General features: G+C 45.6%; 15 protein-coding genes. 5 read left to right on the forward strand and 10 right to left on the reverse strand.

Going from position 1 to position 19,334, the window contains the following annotated elements:
* Positions 1–109 precede the first annotated feature (109 nt).
* From DFR28_RS04805 to DFR28_RS04820, 3 genes are all read right to left on the reverse strand, one after another.
* Entirely contained in the window at positions 110–1,441 is a 1,332-nt protein-coding gene (locus tag DFR28_RS04805) for an APC family permease (protein WP_113953135.1), read from the reverse strand.
* A 578-nt stretch (positions 1,442–2,019) separates the two neighbouring features.
* Positions 2,020–2,415, reverse strand: coding sequence for an ACT domain-containing protein (locus DFR28_RS04815; protein ID WP_113953137.1), 396 nt, complete (start codon positions 2,413–2,415; stop codon positions 2,020–2,022).
* Positions 2,416–2,985: 570 nt separating this feature from the next.
* Positions 2,986–3,414: a MarR family winged helix-turn-helix transcriptional regulator gene (locus DFR28_RS04820; RefSeq protein WP_113953138.1), complete on the reverse strand. Its 429-nt coding sequence runs from the start codon at positions 3,412–3,414 to the stop codon at positions 2,986–2,988.
* A 102-nt stretch (positions 3,415–3,516) separates the two neighbouring features.
* Between DFR28_RS04820 and DFR28_RS04825 the strand changes: the two genes are divergently transcribed.
* Together DFR28_RS04825 and DFR28_RS04830 are read left to right on the forward strand one after the other, a co-directional pair.
* Complete coding sequence (locus DFR28_RS04825; RefSeq protein WP_113953139.1) at positions 3,517–3,996, forward strand: DUF2798 domain-containing protein; 480 nt, start codon at positions 3,517–3,519, stop codon at positions 3,994–3,996.
* Positions 3,997–4,014: 18 nt separating this feature from the next.
* Positions 4,015–4,725, forward strand: coding sequence for a siderophore-interacting protein (locus DFR28_RS04830; protein ID WP_170131976.1), 711 nt, complete (start codon positions 4,015–4,017; stop codon positions 4,723–4,725).
* A gap of 116 nt (positions 4,726–4,841) precedes the next feature.
* On the opposite strand, the gene DFR28_RS04835 is transcribed toward DFR28_RS04830, so the two are convergent.
* Positions 4,842–5,402 (reverse strand): hypothetical protein, encoded by a 561-nt coding sequence (locus DFR28_RS04835; protein WP_113953141.1) that lies wholly within the window; start codon positions 5,400–5,402, stop codon positions 4,842–4,844.
* Positions 5,403–5,492: 90 nt separating this feature from the next.
* Positions 5,493–5,960, reverse strand: a complete 468-nt coding sequence (locus tag DFR28_RS04840) for a hypothetical protein (protein WP_113953142.1) — start codon at positions 5,958–5,960, stop codon at positions 5,493–5,495.
* 685 nt (positions 5,961–6,645) lie between these two features.
* On the opposite strand from DFR28_RS04840, the gene DFR28_RS04845 reads away from it, so the two are divergent.
* A complete protein-coding gene (locus DFR28_RS04845) occupies positions 6,646–7,143 on the forward strand; it encodes a hypothetical protein (RefSeq protein ID WP_113953143.1) in 498 nt (165 codons plus the stop codon).
* Entirely contained in the window at positions 7,140–10,070 is a 2,931-nt protein-coding gene (locus DFR28_RS04850) for an MSEP-CTERM sorting domain-containing protein (RefSeq protein ID WP_113953144.1), read from the forward strand. The genes DFR28_RS04845 and DFR28_RS04850 overlap by 4 nt, the downstream gene beginning before the upstream one ends.
* A gap of 57 nt (positions 10,071–10,127) precedes the next feature.
* On the opposite strand, the gene DFR28_RS04855 is transcribed toward DFR28_RS04850, so the two are convergent.
* The 3 genes from DFR28_RS04855 to DFR28_RS04865 all read right to left on the reverse strand — a co-directional run bounded on the left by DFR28_RS04855 (position 10,128) and on the right by DFR28_RS04865 (position 13,661).
* The gene (locus DFR28_RS04855; RefSeq protein WP_113953145.1) at positions 10,128–10,886 is read right to left on the reverse strand and encodes a response regulator; all 759 of its coding nucleotides are present in this window, start codon (positions 10,884–10,886) and stop codon (positions 10,128–10,130) included.
* A 70-nt stretch (positions 10,887–10,956) separates the two neighbouring features.
* Positions 10,957–12,690, reverse strand: a complete 1,734-nt coding sequence (locus DFR28_RS04860; RefSeq protein WP_113953146.1) for a DAHL domain-containing protein — start codon at positions 12,688–12,690, stop codon at positions 10,957–10,959.
* Positions 12,690–13,661, reverse strand: coding sequence for a cytochrome-c peroxidase (locus DFR28_RS04865; protein WP_211316864.1), 972 nt, complete (start codon positions 13,659–13,661; stop codon positions 12,690–12,692). Before DFR28_RS04865 ends, DFR28_RS04860 begins: the two co-directional genes overlap by 1 nt.
* Before the next feature lie 479 nt (positions 13,662–14,140).
* Here DFR28_RS04865 and cls point away from each other — a divergent pair, with 479 nt between their 5' ends.
* On the forward strand, positions 14,141–15,595 hold the full coding sequence (cls, locus tag DFR28_RS04870; RefSeq protein WP_113953147.1) for a cardiolipin synthase: 1,455 nt from the start codon (positions 14,141–14,143) through the stop codon (positions 15,593–15,595).
* A gap of 23 nt (positions 15,596–15,618) precedes the next feature.
* Here the strand turns inward: cls and DFR28_RS04875 are convergent, their stop codons facing one another.
* The gene (locus tag DFR28_RS04875) at positions 15,619–16,824 is read right to left on the reverse strand and encodes a DUF3089 domain-containing protein (RefSeq protein WP_113953148.1); all 1,206 of its coding nucleotides are present in this window, start codon (positions 16,822–16,824) and stop codon (positions 15,619–15,621) included.
* Between the two features lie 76 nt (positions 16,825–16,900).
* Positions 16,901–19,201 carry a CASTOR/POLLUX-related putative ion channel gene (locus DFR28_RS04880; protein WP_113953149.1) on the reverse strand — a complete coding sequence of 767 codons (2,301 nt, stop codon included), beginning with the start codon at positions 19,199–19,201 and terminating at the stop codon, positions 16,901–16,903.
* Positions 19,202–19,334 lie beyond the last annotated feature (133 nt).

Below are 19,334 nucleotides of genomic sequence, written 5' to 3' on the forward strand. Positions count from 1 at the left end.
CGACTCCATCCAAAGTTGAAAACCGAGACCCAGGCTTAAACTAATTTTTTTCGTAGCGCTTAACCCTGAACGCAACAGTAAATGCTTAACAAATGGAATAGCTAAAGCCTCATTTACCAACTTGATGTGGCTTGTTTCGTGAAAACAGCCATGACCCGATTGTAAGCAATATATAGAGGCCAATAATAAAAATTAGTTGCTGAGGTTGGTTGTTGAATTCGTAATACAGAATAAGTACCGCTCCAATTAACAGAGCGAAAAAGGAAACAACGGTGATGAATAATGATGACTTGGTCAAATCACGGATTTTGAAATTAGCATACGCCATTAGTAGCGACACTAATAGAAACGTCACACTACCAAATTCAAGTATCACCTCTAAACTCCCGGCAAGCACGAGAATAAACGCAAGGACCGCCATACTAATAATCGCAGCAACAGGAATGTGCTTGCTTCGCTTCGCAAGAATGGCCGGAAAATAGCCATCACCGGCGATAACCGCCATCTGCCTCGATGCGCCAAATAGAGTCCCACTGATAGCACTACTGGTTGCTAACAGTGCGCCTAATATCACGAGGTCAGTTCCCCAGTGACCGAGCACGTTGCCAGTACCCGAAGCAAGTGCATACTCCTTGTTTTGAATGATTTCATCAAAGGGAATAGCCAGTATCGCGCCCAAAGAAATAACGAAATAAATGAGAACAGCGAGAAATAGCGCGGAATAAATAGCTTTGGGAATATTCTTCTCTGGTGTTTCCATCTCATTAACGGCATTGATAACAAGTTGGAAACCTTCGTATGCAACAAAGGTCAGTGACGCGACTATTAAAATTGACAATACACTGACATCAGCGTCGCCCTGTATTAGCTCAGGGATAGTTGATTGACTATTATTGATAAGAACAAACGAGATAACTACCAAGATAACTAACTTGGTATAAACCATAATGTCTTCCAATTTACCCATACCTTTCACGCTCCAAATATTGATAAGCGTAAAGGTAAGAATAATGAGTCCAGCTACAGCTTTTCGTGCTAACTCACTGTCGGCAAAAGAGAATCCGCTAATCGCGTAAGACGCGAACGTATAGGCATATAACGCCAATGTGCTGATGTAGCCGAAAATGACCCACCAACCAATTAATGATGCCGCAAAAGAAGAATTGGGGAATGTTCTTTTGTAAAACGAGTACGTTGCGCCCTCATCTTTATAGTAAACACCTAACTTGACATAGGAATAGGCGGCAAGACCGGCAATGGCTCCACCAATTACAATCACCAAAGGAGTAAATACACCTACTAGCGCTACTGAAATCCCTAGAATCGTAAATATCCCACCACCAACCATGCCACCAAGCGCAATAGCAATTAGCTCCGGAACACCGAGAGACTTACTTCTCTTTCTATGAATTGAATTACTATGATTATTAGTAAAAAACATCTACTTCTCTTAGTAGGTGACGCCGCTGCATAAGGCTAGAAGCTTAACAGCGTGGCGCGCAATGAGTAAAACGAGCCCTTATTGTAGCGCCCATGCGTCGCCACGCGAGATAATCCAGATGATAAAAAATATAAGCATCACCAATACCAGCACAGAGAATTTCAAAACACTTAGCAACCAGTAGCGAGCACTGAATTTTAACGCTATTAAAAAGTTGATTCCGAAACCTATAATCAGGCTTACAGCCTCGATATAGCCCGAGAGCGACCGGCCGGCTAACCACGTTATTTCTCTAGGGAATACGAATGAAGGAAGTGACCATGGAAAGGAAAGAACGACAAAGCCAATCGTGACAACATCAAATACCGAACTCCAATAAAACCCTAACAAGTTTAAAGTTTTGTATAGAACAATATATAAAGTCGGAATACTACAGCCAATCAAAAACGTCTTAGTTTTAGAAATATTTTTAATCAAAAGCTTGCCTTATAACACCTCAATGAGAGGCAAATAATTGTTGACTAAAATGTTGGGGAACGAAACATAGCCAACTATATGTCGCCCTATCTAATAGCTGGTTAGCTACTAAATTCGCTTAATGCTTCAATTGCTAATTCCGCCTTCTCTGCTTGAACGAATATATGATCGTGATAATACGCTGCTACTACATTAGCACTGATCCCTTTTTCAGTCAGCTTAGTTGCAACAGCTGCAGTCAAACCAACCGCATCGAGGCTTGAATGAATAGTTAAGGTTATGCCTCTAAACACCGATTCAAATGGCAATTTGTTAGCGATTGCGGCTTGTTTTTCAACAAGCAACGTTAAGCCCTCAGCTTCGCGATAAGATGCTAATGGAGACAGTTCTTGAAAGTCACCATACTCCCCTTGCACCGAGCAGAACACATACTCACCCGGCATTAGTTCCGGTGACATCGACCCGAGTAATTTAGTTAAATTAGTTTCTCCAATCACTGAATTCTCCGTTGTAGCTAATGCTTAGCTTTGTGGTGAAGTTCGTAGTCCGCAACAGCACTTTGCTGCGAGTGACTACTCGGTAGTTAATACGTTTATTGCATGCGGCTTCGCCGAATACGCGCGCTGCAATACCTCGTTAAGAGGAACTCTACCCTGCAAAAAATCTTCCAATGCTTTAATGATTAGAAAATCCGCGAGCTAAAGCTGCTAGATACCAGTAGAAAACTAGGCACATCACACCTATTACAAGAGCGGTTACAATCAATATAGCACCAGCCTTTTTATTTGGTTTGTGAGTTTCCGATTGACTCAGCTCGTTTTCCTTTTTAATCACCACACCGCCTCTTTTCAGGGAATTTATTTAATAAAAAGGATACAGCATACGCCGTCTTAACTGAATTTGAATACCCTGTAGTTAAAAGTAGAAACATATCCATAAGTTAACTTCTTTCAAACAATGGAAACATAACGCCGCGCTAAGGGGCGTAGCGCTTGCGCGTTCAGTGTGAGTCGCTTTTTGACCAGTACGGTTTTTGAAAGCCTTGTTGTGTGTAATTTAGAGTCATTTTACTGACCAGTTAAGTTTCTGGTTATTTTCTGAGCAACCTTCATAAAGGTATTCAAATCTGCTGCGTCAACACCCCGCGTCATTTGCTCTTCCATGTCATCCGAAATGGCCCGCAACCTTTCTTGTAAAGCCCTGCCAGCCGAAGTCAGCGTCAAAATCTGACTACGCTTATCACCAGGGTTAGGCTCCTTTTGAACCAAGCCTTGATCAATCAACTGATTAACCAAGCGAGTAATCTGCGCCTTGTCACGCTTAAAAATGCCTGCAATATCAATTGCAGTACAAGCATCTAATTTGCCAATAACCTTTAAAACCCTTACATGCATCGTCGCAATACCCAGGTTTTGAGCCTCCAGTTGGCTACCAAGCTGTTGCTTGATTGCATGAGCTAAATGAAAAGCCGCCTCGACCGTAACTGCATTGAACATAGTAAAAATCTCAAATCATGTAGTTGACAATAACAACCATATTTAATATAGTTGCTATTATCAACTATATGCCGAACAAATTCAATATTTAGAGGAAAACACATGTCAGCAGCCCTTGTGGGAACCAATTCACCTAAACGCCCGCTGTATCAGAAAATTTTAGTAATAGCCGGAATGATGAGCCTTGTGGGTGGCACATTGACTGGCATCATGACCTACGTGAATGTCGGTGTTAGGGAAAGTTTCTGGAGTGACTGGCTTTCTTCATTCGCCATTGCCGTGCCGATTATGGCTCCAGCAGGTTTGCTTTTTATGACCCTCACCGGCAAATTTCTTCTGCAAGTTATGCCCAACGGTCATAAAACTCTCCATCAAATCATTACCGGGTTGTTAATGGCGTTCTTTATGGAGTCCATTCTAGCCGTAAGTACGACCGCAAATTTACTAGGATTCACAGACATCGTAGCCTTTGTAAGTGCATGGCAACAAGCTTTTAGTGCAGGGCTACCTTTTGGGTTATGCATGGCATTACTAATGTCACTCGCCCTCAAACCAAAGCTTGATAGATTTATGGCCAGCTAAAGCCAGGAGATTATGACTATGATAAAAATGAGAATGACACAAGTTGCCCACATCGAGGATATGGGGCCACATATGAGACGCATTGTCTTACGAGGCGATGATTTAGAAGACTTTCCAGCCGACAAAGAAAGTGCACATTTTAAAGCCATATTCCCGCAACCAGGGCAGACTAAACCAAAGCTTGGCATATATGCAGGTTTTAAAAAATGGATGCGTTCCTACACTGTGCGTGCATTTAACAAGCAAACAAAAGAGTTGATGGTAGACTTTGCCGTGAACGATCACGAAGGACTCGGTGCAAATTGGGCTAAGGATGCGAAACAAGGTGACTACTTAGGAGTTGCAGGCCCAGGTGACACTAAGTACACAAACTTTCATGCAGACTGGCATTTAATTATGGCAGATCTTACAGCCCTGCCAGCCGCCGCCGCCATTCTGGAGAAGTTACCCGCATCCGCTGTGGGTACGGCATTTCTTAAAGTTCCCACAGCAAAGGATAAGTTACCTATTGATGCGCCCCATGGTATAGAAGTGCGATGGCTTATCAATGACGACATGAATAAAAATGTCTTGCTTGAAGGTCTTGAAGATTTGGCATGGAAAGATGGCAACCCTGCAATATTTGTAGCTGGGGAAGCAGGCCAAACAAAGGCGATAAAAAAACAGATAAAATCAAAGCCAGGCTACATTAGTACGCAAACTTACTTTTCAGGGTATTGGAAGATTTAAACAAGCCGTAACGCCTTGCTCTGTTGCGGCCAAACCGGAGTGGCTTTCATGCTATAGTGCAGCGAAGCGGAACGCACAAAAGTCGCGTAGGTATGGGCGTCAACAGGAGCAAATTGTTAAGCACCGCTTTGACGCTCCTGCCAAGTAACTGCAAGCACCCCAGATGTGAACTCGCATAGCCCTTTTAGACATGCCTTTAATTTATCGATGCGAACAAGGCTATCAAAGCCTGGGCGGCTAGACATTTGAAGGGTTGAAGCTGCCAGTTCAATGAAAGAGTCAATATCCTTTTCCAATGCAGGGATGTCGAGCTTATGAGCTAAATCGTTGCGAAGTCCGTTGAGCAAATTAATCGAGCCCCAAAATGAGTCATCTGATTGGATTAATGGTTTAACTAAAGAACGTAAGAATAGGACTCGTGTCGAAAACTGAAGTCGGTTTGCTTTTCTTATGTGCTGGGGATTACGAACAAGAGACTCGGTCATTCTTATGACGAGTTGCTCAATGACTAGATGCGCGCGGAGCACGAAAATTGTCACGTCTTCCGATTCGGGAAGCTTTGCTATAAGTTCACGGATATCTGCGTAGAACTCATCCTCTTGGGGAGTTGTATCGACGATAATTTCTTGAACTTCTTCGTCGCCGATATTGACACTTTGGATTACGAACTTGGTCATATTAATGATGCCTAACGCCGCCAGCAGGGGCCGTAAAACCAGAGCGAAGCGGCGGCTTTTTGGTCCCTCTGGCTGGCTTTGTTAACTGGATTACCCATCGATCTCGTTATACGTGGGTTTACCATCAATAAATCGCGCTGTGAAATAGTGCTTTGCGGCATCTACATAGTAGCCCACAGTCCATTCATTTCTTTCATCCGCGTCCCTTGGTATCTCTATGCTCATTAACTCGAAGTCGTCTTTCCAGTTACCAGAGAATTGTTTATTTGCCCATTGCTGAAAATCTGGCTCGAATATAGGCCAGCATTTGCCAAACAATGCTTCAAAGTCAGAAACTGCATTTTTATAAAATGCTACATGCGCTTCAGTTGGGCCAGACAATGGTGCATTAATAAGTATTGTTAATGGCTCTTTAGCTTCCTTTATTGAAGCCTCTGCTTCCCAGTAGTCATCATCGGCTGGTTTATCTCCGCCCATGAAAAGTATCTTTCCAAAGTATTCATGCTCCATTTCAATTGAAGGTTTTCCAAGAATGATTTCCTTAAGTTTTTTCCACATACTTTCAGATCCAGTTAACAGTTTTAATATCCGTCACGATGACTGGATATTTTTTTGGTGCTTATTTTTATAAGTGTTTGAAAAACATAGATTTAATTGAAAAATATCTCGTCTGCATGGATATTTCGTATCTATTAAGCTATCTCTAACTAGCTAAAAACTCAAGCAATGATTCATCATGAGCGAATCAATAGTAGTGACTAAATTCAATATGACTCGCTTGTTGAGCGCTATTTTGGCGTGAGGCTTGTGAGCACTGCAGACAAAAAAAAGCCGCTCGACTGAGCGGCTTTAAAAATAAAAAAGAAGAGAGAGTCATGAAACAAAAATATTCATTCACATTTCATGCTTGTAACAATATATGAAGCGTTTGAAATTGCGTGCCAATTTTACTTGCTGTTAACTCAATGCAGCATTTTTGTTTGAATTGTTGTGTAGAAAACAACAAGTTGGTGTTTTTGCTTCAGTATAAGACACGAAAACTTTGCACTTAGCATCGCCCGTTATCCGCAAAACGCTGGCACCACACTCACAAAACAATCATTAAATCCCCATCTAGTTGAATCGACTCAGTGCTGGCTATGCCATAAGCTAGCTGCATTAGATACACATAACCATTTGCGAGTACAACCACATGGATGACGACTCCCTAAGTACACAACTACCGGGTAATAGGCTCTCCCTAATGCAACAGAAATATCCGCTGGCCTTACCACTCAGCGCCTTATTACTTACCTATTTTCTGTTAAGGCTATTTTTTCAACAATATGTGGCAGCCAAAAGCTGGTTTATCTTTCCGTCTGGCATGGTGGTCAATTGGTTTAACGGCACCGGTATCTACATTCACAGCGAATGGGTATTCAACGTAGACGGTACCCGCTTCGTATTAGGTGCTCCGTGCAGCGGCACGACCTTTTTTAGCTTACTAAGTGCTTACGTAGTGTACCGACTGCTTACTCATAAGATTTCAGTTAGCTGGCTATTGTTGGTTTATCCAATCGCCATTGCGGTAAATTCAATGCGTGTTTTGTCGTCAATTCCAGCGCACAACGCCTTAGTGCACCTCAACCTTACCAGCCTCTCGACCAACGTTCATGTGATTACCGGAACCGTGACTTTTGCAACGTGTTTCTTATTACTGGCGTATTTAATCGAAAAAACTAATGCAGGTGCAATGCAATGAATACCGTTAAAAACCGCTCAAGCCAACCCCACTTCTGGCCGATTGTTTGGGCCATGATCATTCCTCAAGTAGCATTATTGTTGGTGAATATTCGCGGCTGGACACTTATTCAAGGGGAAACAGTTCAAAGCGAGCAGTCTGTTGCCATTGCAATTTTGCTTGCTGAGTTACTGATACTTGCGTTGGTTTGTAGCTATGTTCGAATACGCTCCACACTTAACACCGCTCGCGCGCTTCTGTGGCTTAGTTTGTTGGCGTTGGTGGTACACATTAGCTACATGATTTGCGTTCCAATGTTTTTAGAGGACGCCATTCCCAATGCCATTCAGCCCTGGATACTTAACCCTGAGGGCGTTGCATACTGGAATATTTCCCTATTCATGCCAGGTGCATTTTTAGCGCTGTATGTGTTTACAAAGCAATTCTTTGGCAGCTTCACTAAACTTCAAAGCAACCTGATAGTGGTGGTTACCACCGTAGGTGTTCCCTTGTTTTGGTATCTCTCGATGTCCGTACTGCAACCGGTTTGGCTTGGCCAATATTCGGTGGCGCTGAGTATTGTATTCGCCACAACCATGGTTGTGGTGTTTCTGGCTGGCATTATCAGGCTGTTTGATTCCTTACTGGCTAACCTTTACCCGAGCGGTTTAACTAGCAACGATTCGACATTAAATGACACTGGCGAAAATGACTCTCAATCAAGCAAAAAAGCGATTAACAGCTTTGATTTAAAGTACACCTTATTGGTTACATTGTTGGGCATAGCCGCACCGCTTGGTGGGCTTTGGCTCAACTTGTACTTACCGTTTCCGGCCGACTTTCAGTCAACTGGCGTGTATGTGTTTACGCTGATCAATGGCTTAGTACTATTGATTAAACCGATTGGCATTCACGGCAGCCCGATACGCTTATTTTTGCGCTGCATCACATTGCCGTTTATTGGGTATTTCTTTTTGGTGTTTCTACCCTTTTTGCCGTTATCACTGATTGCCATTCTTGCCGTCGGTGCCGGCTTTCTAATGCTAACGCCGTTGGCTCTAGGATTATTTCAGGCTCGCATTACGCTCACCGAATTTAGCTTGGCCAAACAACGCGTCGGCTCATTCAAAGCTGTTGCAATAGGCGTGCTGGGCCTGGCGGTACTGCCCGGCTATTTCACAACCCAAGCGCTGCTCGACAAACACGCACTAGACACCAGCTTACGCTACTTTTATTCGCATGATGTTAACGCCACGCCGCTTACCGAATCCCAAATACGGCGCAGCGCTGACACCCTAGTGCAATTGCGCGATCGCAAGATCGGCATACAGTTACCATTTATATCCGGCGCTTACAATTCTATTGTGTTCGGTAGCTTGGTACTGTCTGACAATAAAATTGATCGGATGCATCAACTGTTAACCGGTGAGAAACTTGCCGCCCCGAAACGTTCTTTCTTTGGTCAACCAAGTCGCTCTAGCCGATCATTCCGACGCAATCGAATAACACCGCCACTACAGCAGGTGGACTTAAGCGAGTTTTCAGTTAAATCTAAGTCTGCAGAGACGGCGACGATTCAAGTCGAATTAGCAAACCGCTCAAGCCGCACGCATTCCTTGTACGTTGGGGAGCTGACAATTCCCGAAGGCACTTTCGTTACTGGCCTTCGCTTAAAGATTGGAGACACGTGGGAAACCGGACGCGTATTTGACCGTAAGACCGCAATCTGGGTATTTCAGAAAATCACGGAAGTACGACGCGACCCAGCCCTACTGTATTACACCAGTGCGACCACCGCCGAACTACGCGTTTACCCGTTCCCCGCGCAGGGAATTCGCGAAGTTGAAATCGACGTTCAAATTCATCCGCATCTTAACGCGCAAATAACACTTGGCGATCAGGCTATCGATTTAAATCCATCCATTACAAGCGCTGCAGTGGTGGCTAACGATGGCACCGTGTTAGTTGACTCACCTGCCGATGTGGCGTTTACCAGAGAAGACTATCTACACTTCATATTGGACTATTCGAGCAAGGCACGCTCGACGAGTCGCCAGTATGCTAAGAGTATCGTTGAAACGATTGAGCAAACGGGCGTTAAAAAGTACCGAATTTCGGCGGCCAATATAAGCAGCAATTCGAATACAGATGGTGATTGGCTAACCTCTACCGACCTTGACGAGATTACCGCTTATATCGACGACATCGAGTTAACTCGGGTCGGCGGCTTATGGCTAACTCAAGCATTCGCACGCGAAGCTCGAGCCCGAATCAACACACGAACCACCGACGACGTTTCACTCCGCCCAAGGTTTGTGGTGATTAGCCAGACCGACAAACTAGAAACCCCTGACGCCTCAGGTTGGCTATGGCAAATGCCCGATGTAACAGATTGGTATGTGCTGCGTAATAACACACTCAGCACGCGCCAATTTAGCCACCACACTAAGAGCTCAGCGTCAGTAATTGCTTTGAAAGATCATTCAACGATTTCTATTTTGCCCAGCACTGTGCCTAGCCTTTATAGCATCCGCACAAAAGCACCGATCGAACTCTACAACCCAGCCAAGTCTGAATTCACGCCGATCTTAACGACATCAGAAACCGCGATCGCTACGCCTAAGTGGGCAAAGTGGGCAGAGTTAGCGCAGTTATGGACTCATTGGCGAACCGTTCGCGAAAACCCAGCCACACTCGAAAGCGAACGACGCGCCCTGTTAGATCAGAGTCGAGCTTTGAATTTGTTAATACCGACAACGTCGTTGATCGTAGTCGAGAGCGCTTCGCAATGGGAGATTTTGGCGCGCAAAGAAAAACAATCAATCAATAATCATAGCGGCCTAGATTTTGAAGAAGAACAACAAACACCAGAACCCGTTTGGTGGTTATTATTGGCGGCGTTGCTGATTTTTATCTACCATCGAGACAAGCGAACGCGGCGCGCCTAATGCTAGCCGGCATATTGGTTTAACCCGGCGTTGAGCACAGCACTATGCACGCCTTGCTCAGTGCCCGATGACCAAGTGTGTGAGCAGCCTATTGGCCGAAAAAGGTATGGCTAAAAGATTAGCTCGCTTTGATAAAGACGGCGGAATGAAACGCACTCTTCCAAGGCTCGGAGACACGGTAATCAGAATCTTTGCTTTCGGATACGTTCGGGCAATTCTAAGAATGAGATTTTCATGTTGCTCGAACAGAGTTTCGCCGTTCAGTATTATCTGACGTATATCATTGTAGCGACCCGCAGCGCCAAGCAGCTCAGAGATACTGTCGAATAGAACTGGCTTGATGACTCGGTCGCGCTTGAGCTGAGAATACACTTCGCGACCGCGTGCTGTGGCGTCAACGATCAGCGCTAGATTCTTTTCACTTGTTGTTGAAGCGTCAGGAACCGCTGCTTTAGGTGTTCGCTTAGAAGCGTTTAGCGCTTCCTTTATGTCAGTAATATTCCAAGGCTTTGGAAAAATCACCACGTCATCAGCGCCCGACACTTTCTGCCGCAACTCGGTCGTAATCGGTATGCCCGTCAACATAATACGTTTGCTTTTAGGCGAATTCTTTCGGCACCAATTGAGTAACTCATGACCATTGCTGCCGGGCATGACTTCGTCAGATATGATCACGTCGAACCCACCATTACTGGCAATAAGAGCTTGTGCTTGCGCAGCTGATTCAGACGTATGAATATCATAATCCGAATCAAGCGCCGCACTCAATGCTCGTAAAACTCTCGGTTCATCATCAACCAATAAGACCTTAGCCATATCTCTCTCTTTTTATGTTTCGCTTAAATTTTTTAAACAAACTGATTAGCTTAAACAAGCTTAATAAGGTTTAGTCGGCGACGGGAAACGATACCGTCACCGTGGTTCCAGTTCCAACCTCACTATCAAAGCGAATGCTACCTTGGTGAGACTGAATAATGCGATCCGCAATCGCTAAGCCCAAGCCAGTACCTTCACCTGCTTGCTTGGTGGTAAAGAACGGTTCCACAATACGTTTTAATGACTCGGGGTCGATACCACGACCGTTGTCTTGGAATATAGCTTGAACCAAACCATTGCCAAATTTAGTCGTAACTTTAATTTCACCGGCATCGGCATCGGTAGCATGCGCCGCGTTACTAATGATATTAGTAAACACACGCACGAGCTGGTCCGGCACACCACTGATGTTAGGGAGTGGCGAACCTAGGTTAGTGGTAATGGTACGATTGGCGATGGTCGGCGTGCTGATTTTTAATGAATATTCAATACGTTCATTAATATCAACATTCTCGGTCGGCGCATCTGACTCATGACTAAAGCTGGTTAACGAAGCAACAATGCCTTTAATTTCTCGCAAGCCTTCTGAGGCATCGTCGAGCAGTAGATTCATGCTCTCGGGATTATGTTTATCACCCAGTTGTCGATACGCTGAAATTTGGTCTTTCAACATGCCACTTAGTGCTGATTTGTCGCGCTGTGGATCAGCTGCATAACTGGCTAAGGCATCGACCTTAGATAACACTGGCATCAGTCCGCTAAATTTTGCTTTAATGGTTTCTAGGTTTGACAAGGTATAGCCCAACGGCGTATTCACCTCATGTGCAACGCCCGCTACTAGCTGCCCTAACGAAGCCATTTTCTCAGTTTGTTCGAGTTGCCGCTCTGATACCCGTAGCTCATCGTAGGCAACCTTAACCTCAGCCGTCTTAGCTTCTACCTCTCGATCAAGGTGTTTATAAAGATTACGTAAGCGGAAGAACAAAAAGCCTAGCAAACCCATCATTACTAGCACATAAGCGATGATGTAATAACGCAGTACTTCGCGAGTATTATTATTGTCCAGCTGCCATAGATTCCAAGCATTTGAAATCTCTTCAACCTGCTGACTGCCATTTTTTGAATTCAATAATTTACCAAGATATTGATCAGTTTTGGTTTTTGAATCTATCGCTGTCGCGACATGATTGGCAAACTCCAACACCTTGATTCCGACTGCTTCGGGCATGACCGCTTCAGTCGCTAAAATCTCATTCCGATAATCAATAACATCCGCAATTGGCTTTCGACTGCCCTGCCTAGTGAACTCAAGCATATCGATCACCACCTGCTTATACAGGTCACTAACGTCTGTCAGTTCAGCTTGCTGAGCCGACTCCGTGAGCTGCGCTCCAACCAACGGAATATACGTCTCTGAGTTTCTCAACACCGAGTTAGACGATTTAAAATCTTCGACTTGGTCGACTTTCACTTCTACCGATGTTTTGAAAGTATTAAACCGCTTCTCCAGTAAACTTCCGGAAATCTTTGATTCGTTAAAATGGCTCTCAGACAGTTCTGACACAGCTCGCTCTAAGGCAACCGTACTGCGCACCAACATGTCGTAATTGGTATCAATGTTAGTCCGACTTCTGAGCGCTAGTTCATTGATATTAGAATCAAGCCCATCTAATTTAAGTAGCTGACTATTAACGTCTTGGTTAGTTAATACATCGTTGGGCAATCTCGATTCAACATAGAAGAGGCCTGCACCACCGGCGATGGCTATGAGAATGATCACAGCAAACAGTATTGAATTTTTCATTATTGGCTAACTCCCTGGGGTTTCTCGCCCACCAGCGATTCTAAGAACGCAATAATTGCGTCTCGGTCTTCTGTCGGCACTCCACGCCCAAGCTGATACTTGATCATAATGTCGACGGCTTCTTGTATTGTTGCGACGGAACCATTGTGAAAGTAGGGCGCCGTTTTAGTTACTAAACGCAAGCTAGGAACTTTAAATACGCGCTTATCCCATTCATTATTTGTCACGGTGTAGCGCCCAAGGTCGTCGCTTAAGCTACCGTTCTGCATGCTAATATCTTCAAGCACACCAAACTTTTGAAACATATTGCCGCCAACGTTTGCGCCTTGATGACATGCTACACAACCGTATGATTTGAATAATTCGTAGCCCTTCAATTGTGTGGCGTTAATCGCGGCTGAGTCACCTCGCAGATAGCGATCAAATGGTGCGTTCGGCGTGATCAGTGTTTTTTCAAATTCCGCGATCGCATCAACAATGAGTTCCTTCGAAATCGCTTGACCGTAAACCTCATGGAACTCCGATGAATACGACGGTCCATTCTGAAGCTTAGCGAGTGCGTCATCCCATGAGATCATGCCCATCTCCACCGGGTTAGTTACCGGCGACAAAGCTTGATGACTAAGGTTATCAGCGCGACCATCCCAAAACTGTTTGAAATTGAACACGGTATTGAATACCGTCGGCGAATTTCGCTCGCCAAGCTGGCGTTTGATGCCTTCTGAAACATTACGCGTTTCAGCGCCCCATTTATCGAGGTCGTGGCAACTGGCACATGAAATTGTTCCGTCTGCCGATAAGCGCGTATCGAAAAAGAGTTTTTTACCGATTGCCGCCTTAGCCTCATCGACATCAACCGCGGTAGGAAGCGGCAGTATCGGTTCACTCGACTGTGCAATCGTTGAGTAGCACGCTACCAATAGCAACAGCCAAACAGCGCGCAAAAGTTTGTTTTCAATACATTTAAGCATTTGTATCCCTATTATGTTTACATTAGTCGAAGGTCATTCATCGCTAGAAAAAAGTCTATACTCAGGGCTGTAATGCGCCCGCTTCGTCACCATGCATTGGAGAGGTATGCGGATAGTGAGATTTCTAGCTTAAAGTTGACAATAGGTCTAGTTCTAATAGCGCGAGTCTATATAAGCGCCTGTACGCGGTATATACGTAGATATACCAATATGACAGTTGTTTACACACTTTAAGTCGCTTTGACCACCATTGTTAGTCACATGACTAGAATCATTGGTGAGCGCCGCTAAGCAAAGACCGAGTTTTGCTGCGCACTTTCAAACAACACGCCAATGCCCTAACGATTCACACAGAACGAGCAGCCATTGATGCGACTGGAGCGCGGCTATTATCAGTCTGATATGATGACCGTTTAAGAGCTTTAACGGCCACACATGCCCACCACTTTCGACCAGCTAACTCGGAGTCAGTAACGCCAATGGATATCTATGTCTTGGCAGGTTTCCTTGTACACTTCGGTGCGGCGATTTGGGCAATTTATCACAATCTATTATTTAAACGTGATACGCGGGCGGCACTCAGCTGGATTATGATTTGCCTGTTGGTGCCGTATCTGGGGCCACTCACTTACTACCTATTTGGCATCAATCGTATTCAACGCAGAGCGCAGGGTCTTAAGCGCGGCTTGTTAGCCGTAGCCTATGAAATAGCCGATCACAAGCCAGCAAAACACACACCTAAGGCACTCGCAGGTTCTCACTCAAGCATCACTGCCGGAGCCACACCCTATAACACTAACTTAGCTCGCATTGGTTACACAGTGTCCGGCCGCAGCTTGGTCAACGGCAACCAAGTTAGTGCACTGCACAATGGAGATGCGGTGTATCCAGCGATGCTACTGGCGATTGAAAAAGCAACTAAGTGTGTGTACCTGACCAGCTATATTTTTAAGAGTGATCGAATCGGCAAACGCTTTATTGAAGCATTGAGCGCTGCCAGCGAACGTGGAGTCGACGTCAAAGTAATCGTTGACGGTGTAGGCAACCTGTATTCGTTTCGACGCAGCACCACGCTGTTGCGAAACAAAGGACTAAAAGTGGTTCAGTTTTTACCGCCGACTTTGATTCCACCGAGCGCGCATATCAATCTACGCAATCACCGCAAGATTCTGACAGTAGATAACACGCATGCCTTTATTGGTGGCATGAATATCAGTGACGACAATTTGGATTACCCCAAACGACTACGCTCGGTGACCGATATGCATTTTGAGGTATCTGGCCCAGTAGTTGATCAACTCACCAGCCTATTTAACTATGATTGGCATTATGCCCACGGTCACGATACGGCTACTGTCGATTGCGCTATATCGCCTAACACCGGTGACATGGCGTGTCGGCTTATTCCAGATGGCCCTGATGAATCGTTAGATGCCTTGGCCGTTACCATACAAACCGTGATCAGTTCCGCCACCGAACGGGTCGCCATTATGACCCCGTATTTTCTGCCTTCGCGAGAAATGTTGTCGGCAATACAATCAGCAGCAATTCGCGGCGTAACAGTGCAAATAGTGCTACCTCTAGAAAACAATTTATTTTACATGCATTGGGCAAATCGAAACTTGCTCGCCGAATTGCTCAATTGGGACGTGAAAATTTACTATCAACCGTCGCCATTTTGCCATACCAAATTACTCTGTGTTGACCGCAGCTATAGCTTGATTGGATCAGCGAATTTAGACCAACGCAGCTTGCGCTTGAACTTCGAACTCGGTTTAGAGGTTTTCTCTGAGAGCCTAAATGCGCAGCTGGTTGATCACGTGCACGAGGTGATTCAACGCAGTACCGAAGTCACTTATCAACAATTGGCATCGCGCTCGGTGCTAGTGCGCTTGCGCGACTCACTGGTGTCAATGATGTCGCCTTACCTCTAGCGCGGTTAATAGACCGCCCTCGACTATTCGCTGATAGCCGATACCGCAACACTCGCGCTCTGCATATAAGCCTGCACGCGATCCGCGGCATTTTGCCGAATATTCATATGAAACAGAGTCCAATCGTTCGGATGTAGGCTACGGTCCTCACCAGCACCGCGATTATCGAACGGCGAACCGAGCTGCGGATCCACCATTAGGGAGCCATCTTGATGACAACGAGCGGACGTATAGCCAACCATCGGGGCACCGATAGTGGTGTACTTAAACCCTGGGTTTTGGTTTTTTAAAAGTTCAGGAATAGCGTCTTTCCATTGCATCGGCACGGCACCGAGGTTAGCTTGCTTCGGAACTTTTTGTTGATCAACTTTCCAACTTAGAGGGTTCACACATAACGTTCTAGGTCGGTTAGCCCATTCCCATCCACTCGGATACCAATAAGGTAAGACGCCGTCTGGGTCGCGGCCGGTGCCTTCTACATCATAGGTGTCATAGGTCACTAAACACCCGGTCATACCAGCCTCAGTGCATAAAGGAATATTAGGGATCGTGACGGTTAGCGCATCGCTGGGAATCCAATAACCGATTAGATATGCGGCGACCATGCTCTTTCGCAGCGCTTTGCCATCAACATGATTCGCCAGCAACCTTAAAGAGTGCAGCGTGCCTTGACTATGACTGGCCAGGATAAACGGTCGTGCTGGATCCCGATGTTTCAAAAAATAGAGAAATGCTTGCTCCACATCTTGATACGCCAAATCCAGCGCTTGAATAGCGGCTGGTGAGCCGGTTTTAATAAAGGCAGCTAGGTGTGCCTGACGGTAGCGTGGCGCATACACGCGACAACACGAACTGAACGTACTCGCCACTGTTGCCAACACATGCTCAGTCCCTTGCTCGGCAAACTCGTTAGTCGACATCGCTGAATTCCAAGAGCCACCACTAAAATACGTGGTCGGCTGTACAAAAAACACGTCAACCGGTGCCTGCTCTGGCACGATGGTAGTAACCCCGTCTGGTGCGAGGTCGGCACTGTCGTTGACACCCGGATGCGCGCTCCAGAACGCTAGCTGACTATAGTCAGGTGCCGCTGGTACTTGCTCTATCGAAAAATCGACTGGCGGATTGATGTACCACGCAATAATCTGCTTATGAAAGGCAAGCAAGCCACCGATGAGTAGAACAGCAACCAGCACCGCTCGTTTAATAGGCGAGTTTTTAAACAGCATATAAGAGAGAGACCAAGCAGAGAATTATTTTATCCCAAGAAACTACTCATTTTTGTTCAATCAAACAAGCCTAAATCTATAGCTCGTCTTCCGCGACCACCACCAAACAATCTTCCGCGACCAGCGTAAACACTTTGTCTTTAAGCGGGATCAACTCGACACCACTATTGGCAGCTTGATCACTCTCAAGCGCCTTAATTTTGACGCCAAAACAAACCTCTTCACGGTTCTGTGCGGCCGCAATTAAATCGGCAAAACTAAGCTCAACTGGAAATGAATCAAAATACAACGACAGCGGCTTAAGGTAGATCTCTGAACCGTCTTCTTGAAAAATATCATCGTAAACATCCTTGATGTGCCGACTTTCAGATATTTGCGCCATGATCATACTAACCAGTCGATTCGATATGATCATATCTTTGACGCCGGCTTTAGCGATCAACTCATAGTTTTGTGATTCCAGCACTTCGGTGATTAATTTGGTTTCACCATGCGATGGTTCCAAGCTCTGAAAAATACTTCGCAGTAACAGCAAGGTGACAATATTTTCTGAATCCACTTGTTGCGTATCTTTGTCTTCGCGAGCACTGGCCAAAATAATGATATTGCCGTACCGGCTGGGCTGTAAGTCGAGCAACGATGCGCGATCAAGCGGATTAATATCAATCAAATTTATTTTAATGTTTTCAATATCTTGATCGATGCGCGCCAGTTCGTCTTGCTCGCTCTGACTGGCTTGATAAATCACCACGTCAATCTCGCTACCCTCTTGCACATAGTCGGAAAATTCTCTGAGGATAGTTTCGGATTTGTGGTTCCAACCAACAATCAGCTCTCGCTCTGTACCTTGTTCTGCGCGCGTATTAAGTGCTGGAAACTGATTCGGTAGCGCAACCGGTGTGGCCTGGAAATCAATCGTTGAATCGTCATCCGCAACAATGAGGACTTCATCGTCGCTCTGCATTTGATAATCAACCGGTGGGTTAATCAGCAACTCACCGCTGGCATGTCTTACCCCAATCGGCACACCGTCAGGAAAATTGAACGCCAGCTTACCGAAACGCTCACCGCGCCAGTCGGTGCCATAGAAATACATTTCGCAGCCATCAAACGATAAGATTTCGTTGTAGACCACCGACAAACCGACTGATCGAGATGTTTGCACTAACAACTTAGCTAAAATATTGGCTGTATCTAACGTGACTACATAGTCTGGGAAGGTGTTTTCGATGATGTCTCGATAAGTATCGTTATACACTTCCGCAACGATTGCATAGTCGTCTTTATCGACACTTCGCGTGGTGGCAGCCAACACAGTTTGAATGACCATTGCATCACTGGCGGTCTTGGCGGCATCGGTATCGGTATCCGCGCAGCCGGCCAAAACAATCACCGACTTAGCTGATTCTATCGACACCATGTCTAAGTTCACCAGAATGGTGCCTTTGCCGGAGCGTGTCACCACTCGGGTACTTTTTGTATTCGGCATTCGCAACCGAAGCACATCATCAATCTCTTGTTTGTCTCGGTCAGCTAGAATAACTACCGCAGCATCGTTTTCGCTTTCGTTAGCCCATACCAATTCACGCAATATCTCGATAACGCGCTGCTCGTCCCAGCCAATAATCAATGTATGATCGTCTTCGATCACCTTAGAGCGGCCACGCTTTAGCTCGGCTAATTTCTGATCTAAGCCAGTGGTGATCACTGCCACCAAAGCTGACAACATAATGACCCCAGCCAAGCCCGCAATAATGGCGAAAAATTTGTACCAAGCGGATGACAGAATGTCCTGCGCCATATTACCGGGATCGGTCAGTTGCAGGAAAGTCACATAGAGGTTGCCAAAGAAATCCAAAGATTCATATTGTTGGGCAATACCCGGACTGAGCATATGCAACAAACCACGCAAACCGGCAACCACCAAAAACAGTGCGACAAACACAAACAATAGAGCCTTGAACGACGACGTACTGCCTTTTGCCATAAAGGTGTCGAAGCGATACTGCAACTTATTCTTGAGTGACACAGCGCCAACAGTATCGGCGTCCCGAGCAAAGTCCATCGACCGATCCACCACTTGCTCAACGGCTTCAGGTTCGGTTTGATAGCTCTCGGTTTGATCGGGTATTAGCTCTTCAACATGCTCGAGTATTTCGATGTCAGCTTCCGCACCGATTTTCTCTAATTGACCTTTAACGTGATTAGCTCGGTTCGGATTAGTGGTCCGCGAGACGATGACCGGCTCACCACTGAGTAGCACCTCAGTATAAGACTCATCTTTTTTCAAGGCTCGAGCAAGCTTACTCGCCACCGCTTGCGGATCGGCTCCGGGCTTGGTCTTGCCTGAGAAAATCACATGATATCGCTGACCCATCTTAACTCCCTGAAATGCGGCCGAACCCGCTTAACTTATTTAATACTCTTGGTGCGGCTCATGGTAGTGAATACACCTCAAATACTCAACATCTGGCTACTATTTTATTTATCAGTCGAATAGTCCTTCTAGC

It is taken from the genome of Arenicella xantha, assembly GCF_003315245.1.
In the GTDB taxonomy this organism is placed as follows: domain Bacteria; phylum Pseudomonadota; class Gammaproteobacteria; order Arenicellales; family Arenicellaceae; genus Arenicella; species Arenicella xantha.